Genomic DNA, 17,747 nt, shown 5'->3' on the forward strand with positions numbered 1-17,747 from the left:
ACCATGACCGATGCCATCCAGATCGAACGCGAACACGGCCTGCTGACGCTGCGCCTCAATCGCCCCGAGAAGAAAAACGCCCTGACCCGCGCCATGTACAGTCATTTGGCCGAAGCGCTGAAACAGGCCGATAGCGACCCTGAAATCAACGCGGTACTGATCACCGGCTCCAGCGAGTGCTTCACCGCCGGTAACGACATCGCCGACTTCATCCAGCAACCACCTGGCAATCTCGACAGCCCGGTATTCCAGTTCATGCTCAACCTGCTCGAATGCCGCAAACCGGTGATCGCCGCCGTGGCGGGCACTGCCGTGGGCATTGGCACGACGCTGTTGCTGCACTGTGATCTGGTATACGTCAGCCGCGACGCACGCTTGCGCATGCCGTTCGTCAACCTTGGCCTGTGCCCCGAGTTCGGCTCAAGCCTGATCCTGCCGCGACTGCTCGGGCAGGCCAAAGCGGCAGAACTGTTACTGCTCGGCGAAGGATTCAACGGTGAGCAAGCGGCCGCATGGGGCATTGCGTCCGAAGCCTTGGGCAGTGGCGAAGAAGCTCTGGCCAGGGCGCGGGAAATGGCGTTGCGCTTTGAGTCGCTGCCACCGGAGGCGGTTCGTATCAGCAAGCAATTGATGAAAGCCCCGGATCGAGAGTTGTTGCGCAAGGTAATTGAAGAGGAGGGTGCGTTGTTCACCCAGCGGTTGCGCTCACCGGAGGCGATGGCGGCGTTGGTGGGGTTTATCAACCGGCATTAAGCATTGTGGTGACTGGGCTCCCACAATGGTACGGCGTACACCGATCCAATGTGGGAGCGATCCTGCTCGCGAAGGCGTCAGACCAGGCAACACATCTTCAGGATCAGAAACCAAAAAGCCCCGCCATTCGCATGGCAGGGCTTTTGTCTTTCAGCAACCGGTCACTCAGACCATTGGGTCGCCAACGTGCAGGATTTTCATGCCGTTGGTGCCGCCGGTGGTGTGGTAGCTGTCGCCCTTGGTCAGGATGACCCAGTCGCCTTTCTCCACCACGCCGCGCTTGACCAGCTCGTCGATGGCTTTCTGGCTGACTTCGTTAGGCGCCAGGGAGGCCGGGTCGAACGGAACGGTGTACACGCCACGGAACATCGCCGCGCGGGCCTGGGCTTCGCGGTGTGGAGTGAACGCGTAGATCGGCACCGAGGAGCGAATACGCGACATGATCAGCGGGGTGTAGCCGCTTTCGGTCAGGGCGATGATTGCCTTTACACCGGGGAAGTGGTTGGCCGTGTACATGGTGGCCAACGCGATACTTTCGTCGCAGCGCTGGAATTCCTTGCCGATACGGTGGCTGGAGGTCTTGCTGGTCGGGTGCTTTTCAGCGCCGACGCAGATACGCGCCATTGCTTGCACGGCTTCCAGCGGGTACAGACCGGCAGCACTTTCGGCCGAAAGCATCACGGCGTCGGTGTAGTCGAGAACGGCGTTGGCTACGTCGGACACTTCGGCGCGGGTCGGCATCGGGTTCTGGATCATCGACTCCATCATCTGGGTCGCCACGATCACAGCCTTGTTGTGGCGGCGTGCATGCAGAATGATTTTCTTCTGGATGCCCACCAGTTCGGCGTCGCCGATTTCTACGCCCAGGTCACCACGGGCCACCATCACTGCGTCGGACGCGTTGATCAGGCCATCGAGTGTTTCGTCGTCGGCCACGGCTTCGGCGCGTTCGATCTTTGCCACCAGCCAGGCAGTACCGCCGGCTTCGTCGCGCAGTTTACGGGCGTATTCCATGTCGGCGGCGTCACGCGGGAAGGACACGGCGAGGTAGTCGACCTGCATTTCCGCGGCGAGCTTGATGTCGGCCTTGTCTTTCTCGGTCAGGGCCGGTGCGGTCAGGCCACCACCGCGACGGTTGATGCCTTTGTGGTCCGACAGTGGGCCGCCGATGGTCACGGTGCAGTTCAGTTCGGTGGCGGTAGCGGTGTCGACGCGCATCACCACGCGACCGTCGTCGAGCAGCAGCTCGTCGCCCACGCCGCAGTCCTTGACCAGATCCGGGTAGTCGATGCCGACCACTTGCTGGTTGCCTTCGGTCAGCGGATGGCTGGTGGAGAAGGTGAATTGATCACCGATCTTCAGCTCGATGCGCTTGTTGGCGAATTTGGCGATACGGATTTTCGGGCCTTGCAGGTCACCCAGCAGGGCGACGAAGCGACCGTGCTTGGCGGCCAGGTCACGCACCAGCTGCGCGCGAGCCTTGTGCTCGTCGGGGGTGCCGTGGGAGAAGTTCAGGCGGGCGACGTCCAGGCCAGCCAGAATCAGCTGTTCGAGAACTTCCGGCGAGTTACTGGCCGGGCCAAGGGTAGCGACGATTTTGGTACGACGGACGGACATGCAAAGACTCCTGAGTTCAAGCGCTGAGTGAGGCTACTATGGTCCGGATGTGTAGTCATTGTTCGTTTGCACTACTTTTTCTGAAGAACTTAGTTAATGCCTTCTTTATTGAACGCGGCAACTTTGCGTCGGACAGCCTGAAGATTTCCGCCCACGGGTCGATACAGCCTTCAAGACAGGAGATCCCTCATGCGATTCATGCTCATTGCCGCCCTTGCCCTCATCAGTGTCACGGGCTGTACCCGTTTTTCCATGAACCATCATTTGAACCTCGCCTACAGTGCCTATGAGCGGGGCAACTGCGAGCAGGTGATGCTCGAGTTATCCAAGGTCGAGCGCGCCAGCCGGGCGCGGCCTTATGTCTGGCCGGAAGTATCGATGATGCGCGGCCAGTGCCTGGAACGGCAGAAAATGTTCATTGATGCCGCCCAGACTTATCAGTTCATCATTGCCTCGTATCCGCAGAGCGAATACGCCTACCGCGCCCGTGCCCGACTGGAGACCCTGCAGAGCCTGGGTCACTATCCGACCCGCAGTGCCGCAGCGGTGCGCCCGACGCAGTTCTGATGCAGGTTGTTATTCAACAGCTGGCCGACCGGCGGCAGTGAGCTATAGTCGAATAGTCGGTTTAGAGCCTTGACTCTGAACCGAGGCAACACCTGTGATCGGCAGGAGTAAGCGGCAGCGATTGACGGACTGTCGCACCAGGATCGGGGAGAGCGGGCCGCTTATGCCTGGGTAGCTACCGGCAGGCCTGTTCCGAAGCATTAGTGCGGCCCTGCTTAAGGGCCTTGCGTAGCGAATTCAGCATGTTCACTGACCGCCGGATCGAGCGGCATCAACTGCCGTATTTTCTGAAAGTGTTCAACAGCATCACCGACAAACCCATCGGCTATCTGGGCAATGTCTCCGCAGACGGGCTGATGCTTATCAGTCAGTTGCCGATGATGATCGGCGCGGACTTCGACTTGCGCCTGAAGATTCCCGCCAGTGATGGCTGCCAACAGGTCATCGACCTCCAGGCATGCTGTTTGTGGTGCCACGAAGACGCAACCCCTCACCACTATGACGCCGGGTTCAGCCTGCAACGGGCACCGCCGGAGTATGGGCAACTGGTGGAGGCGTTGAAGCAATACTTCAGTTTTCAAACGTTGCCGGCATCGGCATGAAGCTTTAGAAGCTTCGTCGGAACGCCGCCCGGAGCCGGCTCGCCCCCACAATTGATCTGCGTGATTCACAAGATCCCCTGTGGGAGCGAGCCTGCTCGCGAAGGCGTCATTGCAGACGATGAGAATCCGAAAGGCAAATCAAACACTGCCGCTACGCTTCCAGCTCAAGTACCGCGTCACCAGTTGCGTACCAAGTTCCCCGGGTCGCGTATCCAGCACCGGAACCCCATGCGCACTTAACCGCTCATGAAGTTCTGCCCGTGCATTCAAGTAACCCACCGTACCGCAATAGGCCAGAGCCTCGGACAAAGTCTGCACCGGCGTTTCACGCAGGTGGTCGAGTACGTCTTCACGCAAACTGGCGACCAGCACCACATGCTGCGTACTCAAGCGTTTGACCGCCGTGAGCAGTTCTTCATCGTCCTCATCCCGCAGGTTGGTCATCAGTATGATCAGCGCCCGGCGTTTCTGTCGGGTGAGCAGTTCAGTGACAGCGGCTTGATAGTCGGCGCTGCGTTGACTGCTGTTCAGGTCGTAGACCGCATTAAGCAGGACATTGAGTTGCCCGCTGCCCTTCACCGGGGTGAGGTGGCGTGGTTGTTCGCTGGCGAACGTACTCAGCCCCACCGCATCGCCCTGGCGCAACGCGACGTAACTCAACAACAGGCAGGCATTGAGCGCATGATCGAAATGCGCCAGCTCACCGTCCTGGCTGCGCATGCGGCGACCGCAGTCGAGCAGGAAAATGATCTGCTGGTCGCGCTCGTCCTGATATTCCCGGGCAATCGGTGTGCGTTGGCGGGCGGTGGCTTTCCAGTCGATCTGCCGCAGGCTGTCGCCCTCGCGAAACTCGCGCAGCTGATGAAACTCCAGCCCCTGGCCGCGGCGTTGGCGCTGGCGTACGCCGAGCTGGCTGAGCCAGTTATCCACAGCCAGCAGTTGGCCGCCATAGAGGTGGGCGAAGTCGGGATACACACGGGTGTGATCGGTCACGTTCAGCAAGCGTTTGTCGGACCACAGGCCTAACGGACCGGGCAGGTTGACCTCGCAGTGTGTGAAGCTGAAGTGACCGCGCTTGAGCGGGCGCAGGCGATAACCCATCCGGCAGCGCTGGCCGGGCAGCACTGGCACCGACAGCGGCAGGTTGTCGAAACTCAGGCTGTCGGGCACATGGTCGAAGAGTTCCAGGTCCAGAGGTTGAGTAAAATCATGTTCAACCTCCAGCGCTATTTCACTCCAGCGACCCAAGGCCAGACTGCCGGGCAGGTGCCGTTGCACACGGGGAGAGGGCAGGCGTTTGAGGCGGATAGCATCGAGAAACGCCAGGGCCAGTAGCGCCAACAGCAGACTCCAGTTGATTCGCAACAGGTACGCAGGCAACACGAAACCCAACGCCTGCAAGGCGCCCAGCATGATGCTGATGACCAGCAGCACCGCGAGCCAGAGCAGGAGCAGGCGAGTGGGTTTCACAGGCGCGGCGCCGGCACTTGATCGAGCAGTTGCCGCAGCACCTGATCGACCTCAAGTCCCTCGATGTCCAGCTCCGGCGCAATGCGCACCCGATGACGCAGCACGGCCAGTGCGCAGCCTTTTATGTCATCCGGAATCACGAACTCGCCACCACGCAACAAGGCCCGCGCCCTTGCGCAACGTACCAACGCAATCGAGGCCCGAGGGCCGGCACCCAGGGTCAGCCCTGGCCAGCTGCGGGTGGTGCGGGCCAGGCGCACGGCGTAATCGAGTACCTGATCATCCAGTGGCAGGTCACTGGCAATGCGCTGCAGGGCCAGCACATCCTTGGCCTGCAGCACCGTGCGCAGCGGCTGCACGTCGAGCATGTCGGCGCGGGTCGAGCGACTGACCTGGCGCACCATGCTCAACTCCTGCTCTGCGTCGGGGTAATCCATGCGCACCTTGAGCATGAAGCGATCCAGCTCGGCTTCCGGCAGCGGGTAAGTGCCTTCCTGTTCGATGGGGTTTTGCGTGGCCAGCACCATGAACGGTTGCGGGATGGGCAGGGCGCGGCCTTCAAGGGTGACCTGGCGTTCCTGCATGGCTTCGAGCAGTGCAGCCTGGGTTTTTGCCGGAGCGCGGTTGATCTCGTCGGCCAGCAACAGGTGGGTGAACAGCGGACCTTTGCGCAGTTTGAATTGCTCGGTCTGCAAGTCGTACACCGCGTGGCCGGTGACATCGCTGGGCATCAAATCCGGAGTGAACTGAATGCGCGCGAATTCACCACCGAAGCATCGCGCCAGCGCCCGCACCAGCAAGGTCTTGCCCAGCCCTGGCACACCTTCGAGCAGCACGTGGCCGCCGGCAATCAAAGCCGTGAGTACGTCATCGATCACGCTGTTCTGGCCGATCACGGCCTTTTGCAGTTCGCCACGTATGGCTTGTGCCAACTGACTGGCGCGTTGTCGTTGTTGAGCGGCATGACTGCGGGCGTCGGGCTCGATCGATTCACTCATAAGGCGTTCCTTAAGGTTTGCAGATGGGCGACCTGACGGCTGAATTCAGCGCTGGACAGTCGCTGCTTCGGCCTTGGGCCCATGGCCTGACTGATAGCGAGTATGGGTTGGCCGGTCAGGTGTGCAAGCACCAGCCATTGTTCGGCGACACCGAGTTGGTCATAACCAGGGTGACGACGGCGGACACGGCGCAGAATGTCTTGTTGCAACCCTTGCAGCAGGTTGTACTGACCGTTGCGACGCCACATGAAGTCTGCACTGGCGCGCAGGTGCTCCTGCAGTTGCCGACGCGCTTTCGAAGCGGGTGCCTGTATCGGTCCGTGACGCACACCGACATGCCGGAAACCCAGGCCGATCAGGGCGATCAAGGCGACCAGCGCCTGGGGGAAATAGCGCAGCAGCAACGTCCACAGACTGTCGTGTTCGGTGTCGTACAACAAAGTCACGCGGGTGTCCGCCGTCAGATACCAGAGCAACCAGGCGTTGTCGTACTGCTCGATGGCCGGGGCTTTCCACAGGTCGGCGTCGGTCACCACGATGATTGAACCGAGCCCATGGCTGAGCTGCATCATGTGCGTGGCCTTGCCGCTGTTGGCCCAGGCCTGGGCGATATTTTTCGGGTCTTCGAGATGGAACGCGGTGTCAAAGGTCGCGTAGGCTGGTGCGTCCTCGTTTTCCAGATATAGCTTGGTCAGTTTCGGGTAGGGGTCATCGCCGTTGCCGTTTTGATTGTCGGGTGGCGGGTCCTTGAGGTCTTTGCTCAAGGATTGGTGCAGTTGCACCCGGTCGAGCAACCGGTCATTACTCTGCCCGGTCTTTTCATCCCACAACGACTGGGCGACGAACAACAGTCGTCCACCGGCCCTGGCCCAATTCATCACTTGATCTATTTGCCGGGGCGTCATGTTGTAGCGGTCCCCCAGCAACAACAGGCTGTGCTGATGCGGTTCCAGGCTGGGCAGGATGTCGAGACTGTTGGCGTGGCTGACGGTCAGGCCCTGTTTGCGCAGGAAGTGTTCAGCGGCCAGGTAGGGATTGGCCTGGGCTTCCGGCGATGGACCGTGATCGATTTCCACCGGGTAGGGCGTGGCCTTGAGATATAGCCAGGCGCACAGCGTCGTCAGCAGCACGGCGATCAAGGCGCCAAGCATCGAAGGCCAGGCGCGCCGGTTCAACGGTTTGCTCCCGGGCCGAACAAGGCACGCCAGCCGTCACACAGTTCCCGTTGTGAATGCGTGGGGGGCAGGCGATGCCCATAGGCCATGTTCTGCCAGTGTCGGGTCAGGTTTTGGCTGAACGCCAGCAAGGCCGGTTGTTGCAATTGCTCGACGCGCTCCAGCACCTGGCCTTCGGTGTCGGCGGCTTTCAGCGCGATGCCGAAGTCGTGCAGCAAATGGCTGAGCAGGGCGCGATAGAGCAATCCGAGCGCTTCCCGAGGGTGGCTCTGCCAGAGACTTTCGACGCAGGCAGCGATGTCGGCGGGCATGGTCTCACGGTCAAGGTCCAGGCCGAACACCTGCTTCGGTATCGGTCGTGCGGCTTTTTTGCCAGGGTTTGGGCGACGACTGACGAAAGCTTGTAACCAGTCGCGGTAATGCCAGATCAACAGGCCGACGGCGGCGATCACGGTACCCCACAGCAAGGCCTCGATCAGCGCGGCCACGGCGCCGAAGCGCTGACTGTCGAACAGCTCAAACAGCGTCTTGAGCCATTGCGGGGTTTTGCTGTCGTCCGGGTTTTCGGTGGTGGTTTTGTCATCGCCGAATCGATAGCGGGTGATCGTTTCCTTGTTCTTGAACGGGGGCTGATCGAGGATCGCCTTGATGCTGTCCCGGGACGCCTGGCTGGTCAGTGGCTGTTCCAGCAGGCGCGGACTGTCGGGTGTCACGGTTGGTTCTGCGGCCCAGACACTTTGCCCGGTGGGCATCAGCAAAATCACCGCCAGCAGCAATGCGACAGCAGAGTGGCTCAAGCGTTGGCGCAGCCGCCGAAACACCAGTTCGATGTCCCAGGCTTCCAGCACGGTGCGCCGGTTCAGATAAAAGCTGAAGCCGCAGGCTACGTAGATCGGCTCCCATACCACCAGCACCAGGGCGTAAAACGCGTTGGTCAAGTGCTCCAGCCAGCGCCAGTCCTGGGTGGCGGCGGTCATTAGCGTTTGCCAGCTCCAGTCGAGTGCCACGTGTTGCGGCAGGAGCAGATAGAACAGCACCATCAGACCGATCCACAGCGCGGTTTCCAGGTGTACGCCTATCAACGTCAGCCATCGCGCCGCGCTGGCGTCGCGCTGCAACAACACCTGCAAACGCTGCTGTCTTGCCTCACCCGCCAGGCCTTCGAGCTGAATTACCGGCAGCAGAAAGCTGCGACTCAGGCTCAGTCGCCGCCAGGTCAGACTGGCCAGCAGTTGTGGCTTGAGCAGTCGTGGCCATTGATAAAGGGCCTGTTTCAGCGTGGGCGTTTCATCGAACAGGGACTTGGACAGGATGTACAGTGGCAGGCGTTCGAAGGCCGGCTTCAGCCACCAGAAGATGAATACGGCCAGGGAGGGCGACGCCCACAGCAGCCAGGTCAGCAGCGCAAAAACCGGCAAGGTCACCATGGCCCAGCTGGTCATCAGCAGGCGCCGGTGGCGCTGGCTCAACAGCACGCCGAGGTCCATGGCTTCCCAGGTGGGGCGTGGGCGGATCACTACACTGGCATCACTCAGGCGCATGGCGGGTCCGTCCGGCAAACAGCAGATATGCCGCGACCAGCAGCCAGAGTGCCGCCCCGACCAGGTACTTGGTCAGGGTCGTCGGTGCCGTCATCGACGACCAATAGGCTTCGATAAATGCCGCAATCAGCAGAAACAGCATGACCCCACAGATCAGCAGCACACTCTTGCGTGCCGCCAGACGCAAGGCCTCGGCACGGGCCAGGCGGCCCGGTGCAATCAAGGCCCAGCCCAATTGCAGGCCGGCGGCTCCGGCCAGGGCAATGGCGCTCAGTTCGAAGGCGCCATGGCCGATCACGAAAGACCAGAAGGTCTGTCCGTAGCCGATCTGCGTCAGATGCCCGGCAACCGCGCCGATCATCAAGCCGTTGAAGAAAAGGAAAAACGCGCTGCCCAGGCCAAACAGCAAACCGCTGGCGAAGGTCTGAAAGGCGATCCCGATGTTGTGCATGACGTAGTAGCCGAACATCACCCAGTCTTCGCTGGCCGCCCGCTCCGCCGAGCGTCCCAGGTGACCGGCCTCGGGGTCGTACATGCTCTGTATTTCGCTGACCTGCTCGGCCGGAATCAGGTTGTAGACCAGGTCCGGAAACAGATAAACCAGCAATGCGATGCCGATCAGGCTGCCGAAAAACATCAGGCTGGCGGCGAGTACGAAACGCCACTGATCGCGTACCAGACGGGGGAAGTCCCCAAGAATGAACGCCAGCACATTGGCGCCCATTCGGCTGCGATGGCGATACAGTTGCTGATGCCCGCGCAGGACCTGTTGCTGCAACGAATCGATGAGAAAACTGCTGTAACCGCGTTCCCGAGCCAGCGCAAGGTGTTGGCAGATGCGCCGATAATCGCCGGGAAAACTGTCGCCCCCGGTGGCGTTCCTGTCCCGCTCCAGCCGTTCCAGCAAGCCGTCGAATTGCTCCCATTCGGCCATGTGCCGATGTTCGAAAAGACTTTGCTTCATGTCGGACCCAACAGGCCACGGGCGATGCCGTTCAGTTCGGCAACGGCTTGTGGCGCTGGTACCTGCAACGGCTTCGCCAGGATCAATGCCAGTTCATTGACCCTGGCATCGGACAGTTCCGCCTGACGCTCGGCGAAACCGAGGATGGCCCGTTGCTCGATCAATGTCAGGGTAAAAACCGGGCGACGTGGCTGGGCGGGCGGAAGTTGCGGTCGGGTGAGCGGTTGTTCACGGTAGATCACCAGCGTACCGGCGGCGATATCGCCCAGACGCTTGAAGCTGGGATGTTGCAGGCAACTGATCGCCCCAAGGAAGTAACCGAATGGCAGCAGGTCAACAAAGCGCAGCAGGTTGCGCAGCAGTGACGCGGACCAGCCAATGGGGGTGCCATCGTCCTGCACGACTCGCAGGCCCATCCACTGCTTGCCCGGTGAACGGCCCTGATTGAGGACTTCAAACAGCACCATGTACCACCAGTTCACGCCGAAGATCAGCAGCGAGCCGAGTCCCGCACCGAGTTTCCCCAGCATTGCCAGGGCAATGAACAGCGCGCCGAGGATCAAGCCGCGCAATGCCAGATCAATGGAGAACGCCAGCGCACGAACCATCAGTCCGGCCGGGCGCAGTGGCAGATCGATGCCTTCCGGCGTCTCGACCTGGTACCGCGTATCCAGTGGCGGGAACAGCGTCGCTTTCCTTGGCAGTGCCGCGGTCTCGAGCATGGGCAACCTGATGATGTGGTCTGATCGGGATTGTCTCGTCACCCGATGCTAGCAGCCTCGCCGGGAGAAACGACATAACTATGTATTGCACGGTAATAAGGCAGAGGTGATTGAATGACAAGATTGCTGGCCGGAGCGGGACGTGAACGCCTAGACTTCGCCGATCTACAGTTCAGGATTAGCCCGTGACCTCCATCTTCTGGTACGACTATGAAACGACGGGCATCAACCCCCGTTGCGATCGCCCCTTGCAAATGGCGGGGCTGCGTACGGACTTCGATCTCAATGAAATAGACGAACCGGTCAACCTCTATTGCCAGCCCAGTGACGACATCCTGCCGCACCCGGCGGCTTGTGCGATCACCGGTATTGCGCCCGACCGATTGTCCGGACAAGGTCTGAGTGAAGCCGATTTCATGACCCGGGTGCATGCCCAACTGGCCGCTCCTGGTACTTGCGGAGCGGGGTACAACACCCTGCGTTTCGACGACGAGATGACCCGCTACAGCCTGTACCGCAACTTTTTCGACCCTTACGCGCGGGAATGGCAGGGCGGCAACAGTCGCTGGGATTTGATCGATGTGGTGCGTGCCGCGTATGCGTTGCGTCCTGACGGGATTGTTTGGCCGACGGACGACGAGGGGCGGGTGACGCTCAAGCTGGAGCGCCTGACTGCCGCCAACGGGATCGATCACGGTAATGCCCACGAAGCTCTGTCGGATGTTCGCGCCACCATCGCCCTGGCGCGTTTGATTCGGGATAAGCAGCCGAAACTGTATGACTGGCTGTTTCAGTTGCGCAGCAAACAAAAGGTGCTGGATCAGATCCGCCTGCTGCAACCGATGGTGCATGTGTCCGGGCGGTTTTCCGCGGCGCGAAACTACATCGGCGTAGTGCTGCCTTTGGCATGGCACCCGCGCAACAAGAACGCATTGATTGTCTGCGACCTGCACCTCGATCCGCAGGGCTTGCTGGATCTGGATGCCGAAAACCTGCGCCAGCGCTTGTACACCCGCCGTGATGATCTGGCCGAAGGTGAGTTGCCGGTACCGCTCAAGCTCATTCACATCAATAAATGCCCGGTGGTGGCGCCGTTGGCGGTGCTTCGCCCGGAAGATCAGCAGCGTCTGGGGCTGGACATGGCGCTGTATCGGCAGCGCGCGCTGCGGCTAAATGACGCGGTAAAAGTTTGGCAGGATAAAGTTTCAGGGATTTATGCCCGTGAGGAGTTTTCCTCCAGCCAGGATCCAGAACAACAGTTGTACGACGGTTTTATCGGTGACCGCGATCGGCGGCTATGCGAACAAGTCCGTACGGCCGATCCGGCGCAATTAGCGCAGCCCCTGTGGCCTTTCGATGATGAACGTTTGCCTGAGTTATTGTTTCGATATCGCGCACGTAACTTTCCCGATACGTTGAGTTTCGAAGAGCAAGAGCGCTGGCGAATATTCTGTCAGAAACGTTTGTCAGACCCTGAGTGGGGGGCGCCCAATACCTTGGAAAGTTTCATAGAGGCTGCAGCCCAATTGGCCCTTACAGCGACACCGTTTCAGCAAATGGTACTCGATCAATGGCACGAGTATGTTCAGGACTTGCGCAAACGTTTGAATCTTTGAAAACGAAAACGAGCGGGGTGGAACTCCGGGCATAAAAAAACGCCAGCGTTATGCTGGCGTTATTTTTTGTCGCATATCTATCTGCGACAGGCTCTGCGGCTTAGCCCAGCAGGGTAGCCCAGCCTTCAACCACGTCACCGCCCCACTTGGCTTTCCACTCTTTCAGAGTCTTGTGGTTGCCACCTTTGGTTTCGATGACTTCGCCGTTGTGCGGGTTTTTGTATTGTTTAACTTTGCGAGCACGCTTGGTGCCGGTAGTTTTTACTGCGCCGCCGCGTGGTGCCTTGCTTTTGGATTCTGGATCCAGCAACGCGATGATGTCACGCAGGGACTTGGAGTATTCGCCCATCAGGGTGCGCAGTTTACCTTCAAATTCCAGCTCGGTTTGCAGTTTGTCGTCTTGGGACAGATTCTTCAAACGGGCTTGCAGCTCTTTGATTGCTTCTTCGGTGGCGCGATATTCGTTGATCAAGGACATGATTACTACCTTATGTAGGAAGCGGGATGGCAGGGGACAGTGCGGCAATAATAGTCAGGCTGTTTCATCAAGTAAACATTAAACCGAAGTTTATTTAATTTAGTTTCGGTGAGTTCGGTCCACATTGGATCAGCAGTTAAATAGTTCGAAGCAGCCGCTACAGATATTCACAATTGAATGCCGATAGATGGCAAACAATACTGCCAGGGTGCGGCCCTCAAGCACTGGTAGCGCCTTCGTCGCTGACCATCCGGCAAGGCGGCGGGTGATCAATACTGCAGTTTTTCCGCGCAATCGCTAGAATGGCGGCCTTTGCGAAGTTCTGGAGTTACCCCCTCATGCGCACCTTTCGGTTGGTGATTTCTTGCCCGGACCGCGTCGGTATCGTTGCTAAAGTCAGTAACTTTCTGGCGTCACATAACGGCTGGATCACTGAAGCGAGCCATCACTCGGACAATCTCAGCGGCTGGTTCTTCATGCGTCACGAAATTCGTGCCGACTCGCTGCCATTCGGTATCGAAGCCTTGCGCGAAGCCTTTGCGCCGATTGCCGAAGAGTTCTCGATGGACTGGCGCATCACCGATACCGCTCAGAAAAAGCGCGTTGTGCTGATGGCCAGTCGCGAATCCCACTGTCTGGCCGACTTGCTGCATCGCTGGCACAGCGATGAACTGGACTGTGAGATCGCCTGCGTGATTTCCAACCATGACGACCTGCGCAGCATGGTCGAATGGCACGGCATTCCGTACTACCACGTGCCGGTCAATCCGCAGGACAAGGAGCCGGCGTTCGCCGAAGTCTCGCGGCTGGTGAAACAGCACGATGCCGAAGTTGTGGTGCTGGCCCGCTACATGCAGATCCTGCCGCCTGAGCTGTGCAGCGAATATGCACATAAGGTCATCAACATTCACCACAGCTTCCTGCCGTCGTTCGTCGGTGCCAAGCCGTACCACCAGGCGTCCATGCGCGGTGTGAAGCTGATCGGTGCGACTTGCCACTATGTGACCGAAGAGCTGGACGCCGGTCCGATCATCGAACAGGACGTGGTGCGGGTCAGCCACAGCGACAGCATCGAAGACATGGTGCGTTTCGGTCGCGACGTCGAGAAGATGGTGCTGGCCCGAGGGCTGCGTTATCACCTGGAAGACCGGGTGCTGGTGCACGGCAACAAAACCGTGGTGTTCTGATCACAGCACAATACGGTTGAAATTCGAAGGGCCTGGGCGTTCAATCGCTGCAGGCCCTTCGCCGTTTCTGCGCAGCCGTTTCTGAATAGGGGACATGATCATGGCCGATCCACTGGATAAAGCCACTTCCAAGGCGCCCGCCACGTTGGGCGAGGGCTGTTTGAGCCGGTATGACCCCGATGACATGAGTCCGGAAGATGGCACGGAGTTTCCGGGAGCAGCCGAGTTGTGGGAACAGATGCAGCAAGAACCCGAAGATCCCCCTAAGCCTGCTTGAGCTTTATCAGCTTTTTGAGCAGGGGGCGTCCGAGCATCAAGAGAAACACCGGCCCGCCCACCAGCAGATAAAAGTAATAGGTCACCGCCCGCCAGATCAGGATCGCTGCGGCCGCCGTGGATTTTCCCACCATGGGTGCCAACAGCGCCGCCGACGTCAATTCCGCCGCCCCGGCTCCCCCCGGCAACAGGCTGAACTGTCCCGCACTCAGTGACAGCATCTGGATCAGAAAGCACCAGGCCCACTGTAAATCCGCGCCCAGCCCTCGCAGCGCCAGGTACAGCACGCTGTAGCGCAAAATCCAATGCAGGCAGGTCAAGACAAACACCTTGATCAATGTCTGAAACGGTAATTTGAGGGTGTCGGTAAACGCCGCCAGAAAGTGCAGGAGTTTACGTGCCCAGCGCATACGCGTGGTGGATTGGACGTTGAGACGAATGAGCAATCGGCCACTCAGCCGAATCAGCAAGCGGTGATAGCGGGCCACCACCACGCAACAGACCAGGCCACCGAACATCGAGATGGCACTGACGATCAGCAGCCACTCCATGCGCTGGCTCAGGTGCTGGAACAGCGCATAAATCAGGATCCCGCTCAAGGCGCAGAGGAAAAACAACAGGTCGCTCAACTGATCCATGGCGAACACGGCACTGCCCCTGGCCGGACGCACGCCATTACGCGCCAGCAACGCCATGATGGTCAGTGGCCCGCCGCTACCGCCCGGGGTGGCGCAATAGGCAAATTCGGCGGCCATCACCACGCCGAGGCTTTTGACCGGGCTTACCTTTTCGCGCTGATCCCCCAGCAACAGGCGCAGGCGCAGGGTGTTGACCACCCAGCACAGCAGGATCATGCCGAACATCACCAGCAGCCAATTCAGAGGAAAGGTGTTCAGTCGCGACCATGTATCGCTGCCACCCAACAGCCAGGGAATCAGCACCGCGGCGAGCAGGGCAATCAGCAACAGAATCCCGCGGCTCATGCAGCGCGCCCCATGCGGTCATTTTGCAGTGCCAGCCAGCACGCCTTTGTCATAGGCACGCGACCCTCAGTTAGCAGACGCTTGAGGGTTTGCAACCAGTAGGTGCGAGAGAACTCATGTCGCATATCCACCGGGTGCAGACCCAGGCGAATCACCGACGCTTGCCGCCAACGTTGTTCGAGTTGATCGCTGACGAGCTTCGACAAACCCCGGCGCCACGCACTGCGTGCGCTCCAGACCAGTCCGGGTGCATCCACGGCTGTGAAGTCGGGCAGGCGATAGAGGTGCTGCGCATCGCTGGTATAGGTCAAGGGGAGTTGGCGCAAGGCCTGCCGCGTGCCTTCGCTCATCAGCCAGGCGGGAGCGACGAAGCCCTGCAATGGCCACTGATATTGGTGGAACATTTCGATGCCGGCGCGCAAACGGGCAAAAGCGGCCTCTCGGGACAGACCGTAAAACTCACCTTCGTGGGTATAGATCCGGCGCATGAACCAGTCCCGGGGATTGTTCGCCATCGCTCCGTCATCGCAATGGAAGTAGCCGTGCAGTGCCAGTTCATCGCCCTTGTCGATACGCGCCGATAGCTGGTTGCGAAACCCCGGATGGGCTTGCAGGTCGTTGTGCTTGTGGAAGTCCGGTACCACCAGCCAGGTCATCGGTACATCGCCGAGCGTGTCGACGGCGTCGACAAATGGCTGGTAATCGGCCCAGGTTTGCGGCGCCACATCGTGCAGCACCAGTAGCAGACTGGGCGCAGTTATAGGCTCAACCATTGGCCGCCCGCGGCCATTGGCTGCCGAGTACGGCGTAATAGTGACCGAGCAGGCTGTTGACCACGGAATCCCAGGCGTAATGCCGCTCGACATGGCGTCGCGCCTGTTGACCGATGGCTGCGCTATCCCGGCTGAACAGTTCGCGCACGGCGTTGGCCATGGCCAAGGAATCGTTGGGGGCACACAACAGGCCACATTGTTCGGTGATGATTTCCTCAAAGGCGCCAGCCGCCACGGCCACTACCGGGATACCGCAGGCCATGGCTTCGAGGGTCACCAGGCCAAAGGTTTCCTGGTCGCCGGCATGTACGAGTGCATCGGCACTGGCCATCAGGCGGGCGACTTGCGCGGCCGGGCAGAATTCATCGATGACGGTGACATTGTCCGGCACGGCGGCCGGCATCGACGAGCCCACCAGCAGCAAGTGATAGCGTCGGCCCAGGCGCACCATGCAGTCGAGCAGCACCGGCAGGTTTTTTTCCTTGGACCCGCGCCCGGCGAAGATCAGCAGATGAGTATTCTCCTCCAGACCCAGTTCGGTCCGCAGGTTGGGATCGTGCGCGTCGGGATGAAATATTTGTAAATCGACGCCCAGGGGTTGCACGAATACATTCCTCACCCCCAGACCGGTCAGCTTGTCAGCCATGACCCGGCTCGGCGCCAGCACGCGGTCGAAGTTGCCGTAGAGTTTGCTGACATAGGCCTCGACGTTGGGAGTGACCCAGTTGCCCATGCGATTACTGGCAAGCAGTGGCAGGTCCGAGTGATAAAAGCCAATCACCGGCACATCCAGTTGCCGCCGCGCATCCAGGGCCGCCCAGGCGGTGAGGTAAGGGTCGCCGACCTCGATCAGGTCAGGTTGCAGATCGTGGAGGACATTGCGCCAGGGCGCCAGACGAAGGGGGAAGCGATAGCCTTTGCCGAAGGGCAGAGCGGGAGCCGGAACGGTATAGATGCCATCCTGTTCACCGAAGGATGACCCGGGAATCAGCAAACTGTGGCGAATGCCCGACCTTGTGCACAGGCGATGATGTTTGGCATCCAGATAAGTACGCACGCCACCGCTGGCGGGGGCGTAGAACATGGTTATGTCCGCGATATGCACGATAAACATCCCTCCGGTCCGTTGATCTCCTTGGTTGACCTTACTGAAGAATAGATGTTCGGTTGGGGTTTTGTGGGTGGGGAGGCTGCGGGGTTTTTGCGGTGTATGTCAGGCCACCTTCGCGAGCCTGCTCGCGAAGGTGCCGGTTCTGGCACTAAATTCGGAAACTGCCCACCAACTGCTTCAATCGCGCCGCCTGCTGCTCAAGATCAGCACAGGCCCGCAGCGTTGACTGCAGGTTTTCCACGCCTTCCTGATTCAACGTATTGATTTCGGTAATGTCGACATTGATCGACTCCACCACGGCCGTCTGTTCCTCGGTCGCCGTGGCCACCGACTGGTTCATGCCGTCGATTTCACCGATGCGCCGGGTCACGCTGCTCAGGCGCTCGCCAGCCTGATTGGCGATTTCCACGCTGTCCTGACTGTGGCGCTGGCTGTCGCTCATGGTGCTGACGGATTCGCGGGCGCCGACTTGCAGCTCTTCGATCATGGTCTGCACCTGTTGCGCCGATTCCTGGGTACGGTGTGCCAGGTTACGCACTTCATCGGCCACCACCGCAAACCCGCGTCCGGCTTCACCTGCCCGCGCCGCTTCGATGGCGGCGTTAAGCGCCAGCAGGTTGGTTTGCTGGGAGATGCTGGTGATCACTTCGAGGATCTGCCCGATGTTCACGGTCTTGCTGTTGAGCGACTCGATGTTGCTACTGGAGGCGCTGAGCATGCTCGACAGCTGATTCATCGCGACAATGCTGCGATCCACCACTTGCTGGCCATCTTCGGCCAGGCTGCGGGCATCGCTGGCCTGATTCGAGGCTTGCGCTGCGTTGCGGGCGATTTCCTGGGCGGCGGCGCCGAGCTGGTTGATCGCCGCGGCGACGCTGCTGGTGCGCGAGGCCTGTTGATCGGAGTTGAACATC

At 60.0% G+C, this 17,747-nt stretch carries 18 protein-coding genes; 6 read left to right on the top strand and 12 right to left on the bottom strand.

Annotated elements, in window-relative coordinates; all coding sequences use genetic code 11:
- Nucleotides 1-3 precede the first annotated feature (3 nt).
- Nucleotides 4-753, top strand: a complete 750-nt coding sequence (locus FFS64_RS01420; protein ID WP_137803925.1) for an enoyl-CoA hydratase — start codon at nucleotides 4-6, stop codon at nucleotides 751-753.
- 165 nt (nucleotides 754-918) lie between these two features.
- On the opposite strand, the gene pyk is transcribed toward FFS64_RS01420, so the two are convergent.
- Nucleotides 919-2,370, bottom strand: a complete 1,452-nt coding sequence (gene pyk / locus FFS64_RS01425; RefSeq protein ID WP_095193138.1) for a pyruvate kinase — start codon at nucleotides 2,368-2,370, stop codon at nucleotides 919-921.
- A gap of 189 nt (nucleotides 2,371-2,559) precedes the next feature.
- Here pyk and FFS64_RS01430 point away from each other — a divergent pair, with 189 nt between their 5' ends.
- Together FFS64_RS01430 and FFS64_RS01435 are read left to right on the top strand one after the other, a co-directional pair.
- Nucleotides 2,560-2,937, top strand: a complete 378-nt coding sequence (locus FFS64_RS01430) for a tol-pal system YbgF family protein (protein ID WP_137803926.1) — start codon at nucleotides 2,560-2,562, stop codon at nucleotides 2,935-2,937.
- A gap of 242 nt (nucleotides 2,938-3,179) precedes the next feature.
- Nucleotides 3,180-3,539 (top strand): PilZ domain-containing protein, encoded by a 360-nt coding sequence (locus FFS64_RS01435; RefSeq protein WP_137803927.1) that lies wholly within the window; start codon nucleotides 3,180-3,182, stop codon nucleotides 3,537-3,539.
- A 138-nt stretch (nucleotides 3,540-3,677) separates the two neighbouring features.
- Here FFS64_RS01435 and FFS64_RS01440 read toward each other — a convergent pair whose 3' ends face one another.
- From FFS64_RS01440 to FFS64_RS01465, 6 genes are read right to left on the bottom strand one after another with little or no spacing between them, the layout of a single operon-like run.
- Complete coding sequence (locus FFS64_RS01440) at nucleotides 3,678-5,009, bottom strand: DUF58 domain-containing protein (protein WP_137803928.1); 1,332 nt, start codon at nucleotides 5,007-5,009, stop codon at nucleotides 3,678-3,680.
- Nucleotides 5,006-6,007, bottom strand: coding sequence for a MoxR family ATPase (locus FFS64_RS01445; RefSeq protein ID WP_137803929.1), 1,002 nt, complete (start codon nucleotides 6,005-6,007; stop codon nucleotides 5,006-5,008). Before FFS64_RS01445 ends, FFS64_RS01440 begins: the two co-directional genes overlap by 4 nt.
- Nucleotides 6,004-7,158, bottom strand: a complete 1,155-nt coding sequence (locus tag FFS64_RS01450) for a DUF4350 domain-containing protein (RefSeq protein ID WP_372242156.1) — start codon at nucleotides 7,156-7,158, stop codon at nucleotides 6,004-6,006. Before FFS64_RS01450 ends, FFS64_RS01445 begins: the two co-directional genes overlap by 4 nt.
- A gap of 20 nt (nucleotides 7,159-7,178) precedes the next feature.
- Nucleotides 7,179-8,723, bottom strand: a complete 1,545-nt coding sequence (locus FFS64_RS01455; protein ID WP_137803931.1) for a DUF4129 domain-containing protein — start codon at nucleotides 8,721-8,723, stop codon at nucleotides 7,179-7,181.
- Nucleotides 8,710-9,687 carry a stage II sporulation protein M gene (locus tag FFS64_RS01460; RefSeq protein WP_137803932.1) on the bottom strand — a complete coding sequence of 326 codons (978 nt, stop codon included), beginning with the start codon at nucleotides 9,685-9,687 and terminating at the stop codon, nucleotides 8,710-8,712. Before FFS64_RS01460 ends, FFS64_RS01455 begins: the two co-directional genes overlap by 14 nt.
- A complete protein-coding gene (locus tag FFS64_RS01465; protein WP_137803933.1) occupies nucleotides 9,684-10,409 on the bottom strand; it encodes an RDD family protein in 726 nt (241 codons plus the stop codon). The genes FFS64_RS01460 and FFS64_RS01465 overlap by 4 nt, the downstream gene beginning before the upstream one ends.
- Nucleotides 10,410-10,594: 185 nt before the next feature.
- Between FFS64_RS01465 and sbcB the strand changes: the two genes are divergently transcribed.
- On the top strand, nucleotides 10,595-12,025 hold the full coding sequence (gene sbcB, locus FFS64_RS01470) for an exodeoxyribonuclease I (protein WP_137803934.1): 1,431 nt from the start codon (nucleotides 10,595-10,597) through the stop codon (nucleotides 12,023-12,025).
- A 100-nt stretch (nucleotides 12,026-12,125) separates the two neighbouring features.
- On the opposite strand, the gene mvaT is transcribed toward sbcB, so the two are convergent.
- The gene (gene mvaT, locus FFS64_RS01475) at nucleotides 12,126-12,503 is read right to left on the bottom strand and encodes a histone-like nucleoid-structuring protein MvaT (RefSeq protein ID WP_007945872.1); all 378 of its coding nucleotides are present in this window, start codon (nucleotides 12,501-12,503) and stop codon (nucleotides 12,126-12,128) included.
- A 338-nt stretch (nucleotides 12,504-12,841) separates the two neighbouring features.
- On the opposite strand from mvaT, the gene purU reads away from it, so the two are divergent.
- Nucleotides 12,842-13,690, top strand: a complete 849-nt coding sequence (purU, locus tag FFS64_RS01480) for a formyltetrahydrofolate deformylase (RefSeq protein ID WP_095193148.1) — start codon at nucleotides 12,842-12,844, stop codon at nucleotides 13,688-13,690.
- Between the two features lie 100 nt (nucleotides 13,691-13,790).
- Nucleotides 13,791-13,967 carry a hypothetical protein gene (locus tag FFS64_RS31220; protein WP_171017039.1) on the top strand — a complete coding sequence of 59 codons (177 nt, stop codon included), beginning with the start codon at nucleotides 13,791-13,793 and terminating at the stop codon, nucleotides 13,965-13,967.
- Here the strand turns inward: FFS64_RS31220 and FFS64_RS01485 are convergent.
- The 4 genes from FFS64_RS01485 to FFS64_RS32075 form a co-directional block, all read right to left on the bottom strand.
- A complete protein-coding gene (locus FFS64_RS01485) occupies nucleotides 13,954-14,949 on the bottom strand; it encodes a lysylphosphatidylglycerol synthase transmembrane domain-containing protein (RefSeq protein ID WP_137803935.1) in 996 nt (331 codons plus the stop codon). The genes FFS64_RS31220 and FFS64_RS01485 overlap by 14 nt on opposite strands.
- Entirely contained in the window at nucleotides 14,946-15,722 is a 777-nt protein-coding gene (locus tag FFS64_RS01490) for a DUF2334 domain-containing protein (RefSeq protein ID WP_137803936.1), read from the bottom strand. Before FFS64_RS01490 ends, FFS64_RS01485 begins: the two co-directional genes overlap by 4 nt.
- Nucleotides 15,715-16,836: a glycosyltransferase family 1 protein gene (locus FFS64_RS01495; protein WP_171017040.1), complete on the bottom strand. Its 1,122-nt coding sequence runs from the start codon at nucleotides 16,834-16,836 to the stop codon at nucleotides 15,715-15,717. Before FFS64_RS01495 ends, FFS64_RS01490 begins: the two co-directional genes overlap by 8 nt.
- A gap of 145 nt (nucleotides 16,837-16,981) precedes the next feature.
- Nucleotides 16,982-17,746, bottom strand: coding sequence for a methyl-accepting chemotaxis protein (locus tag FFS64_RS32075; RefSeq protein WP_371917510.1), 765 nt, complete (start codon nucleotides 17,744-17,746; stop codon nucleotides 16,982-16,984).
- Between the last annotated feature and the right edge of the window lies 1 nt (nucleotide 17,747).

The organism is Pseudomonas sp. G(2018), assembly GCF_005502415.1.
GTDB lineage: Bacteria > Pseudomonadota > Gammaproteobacteria > Pseudomonadales > Pseudomonadaceae > Aquipseudomonas.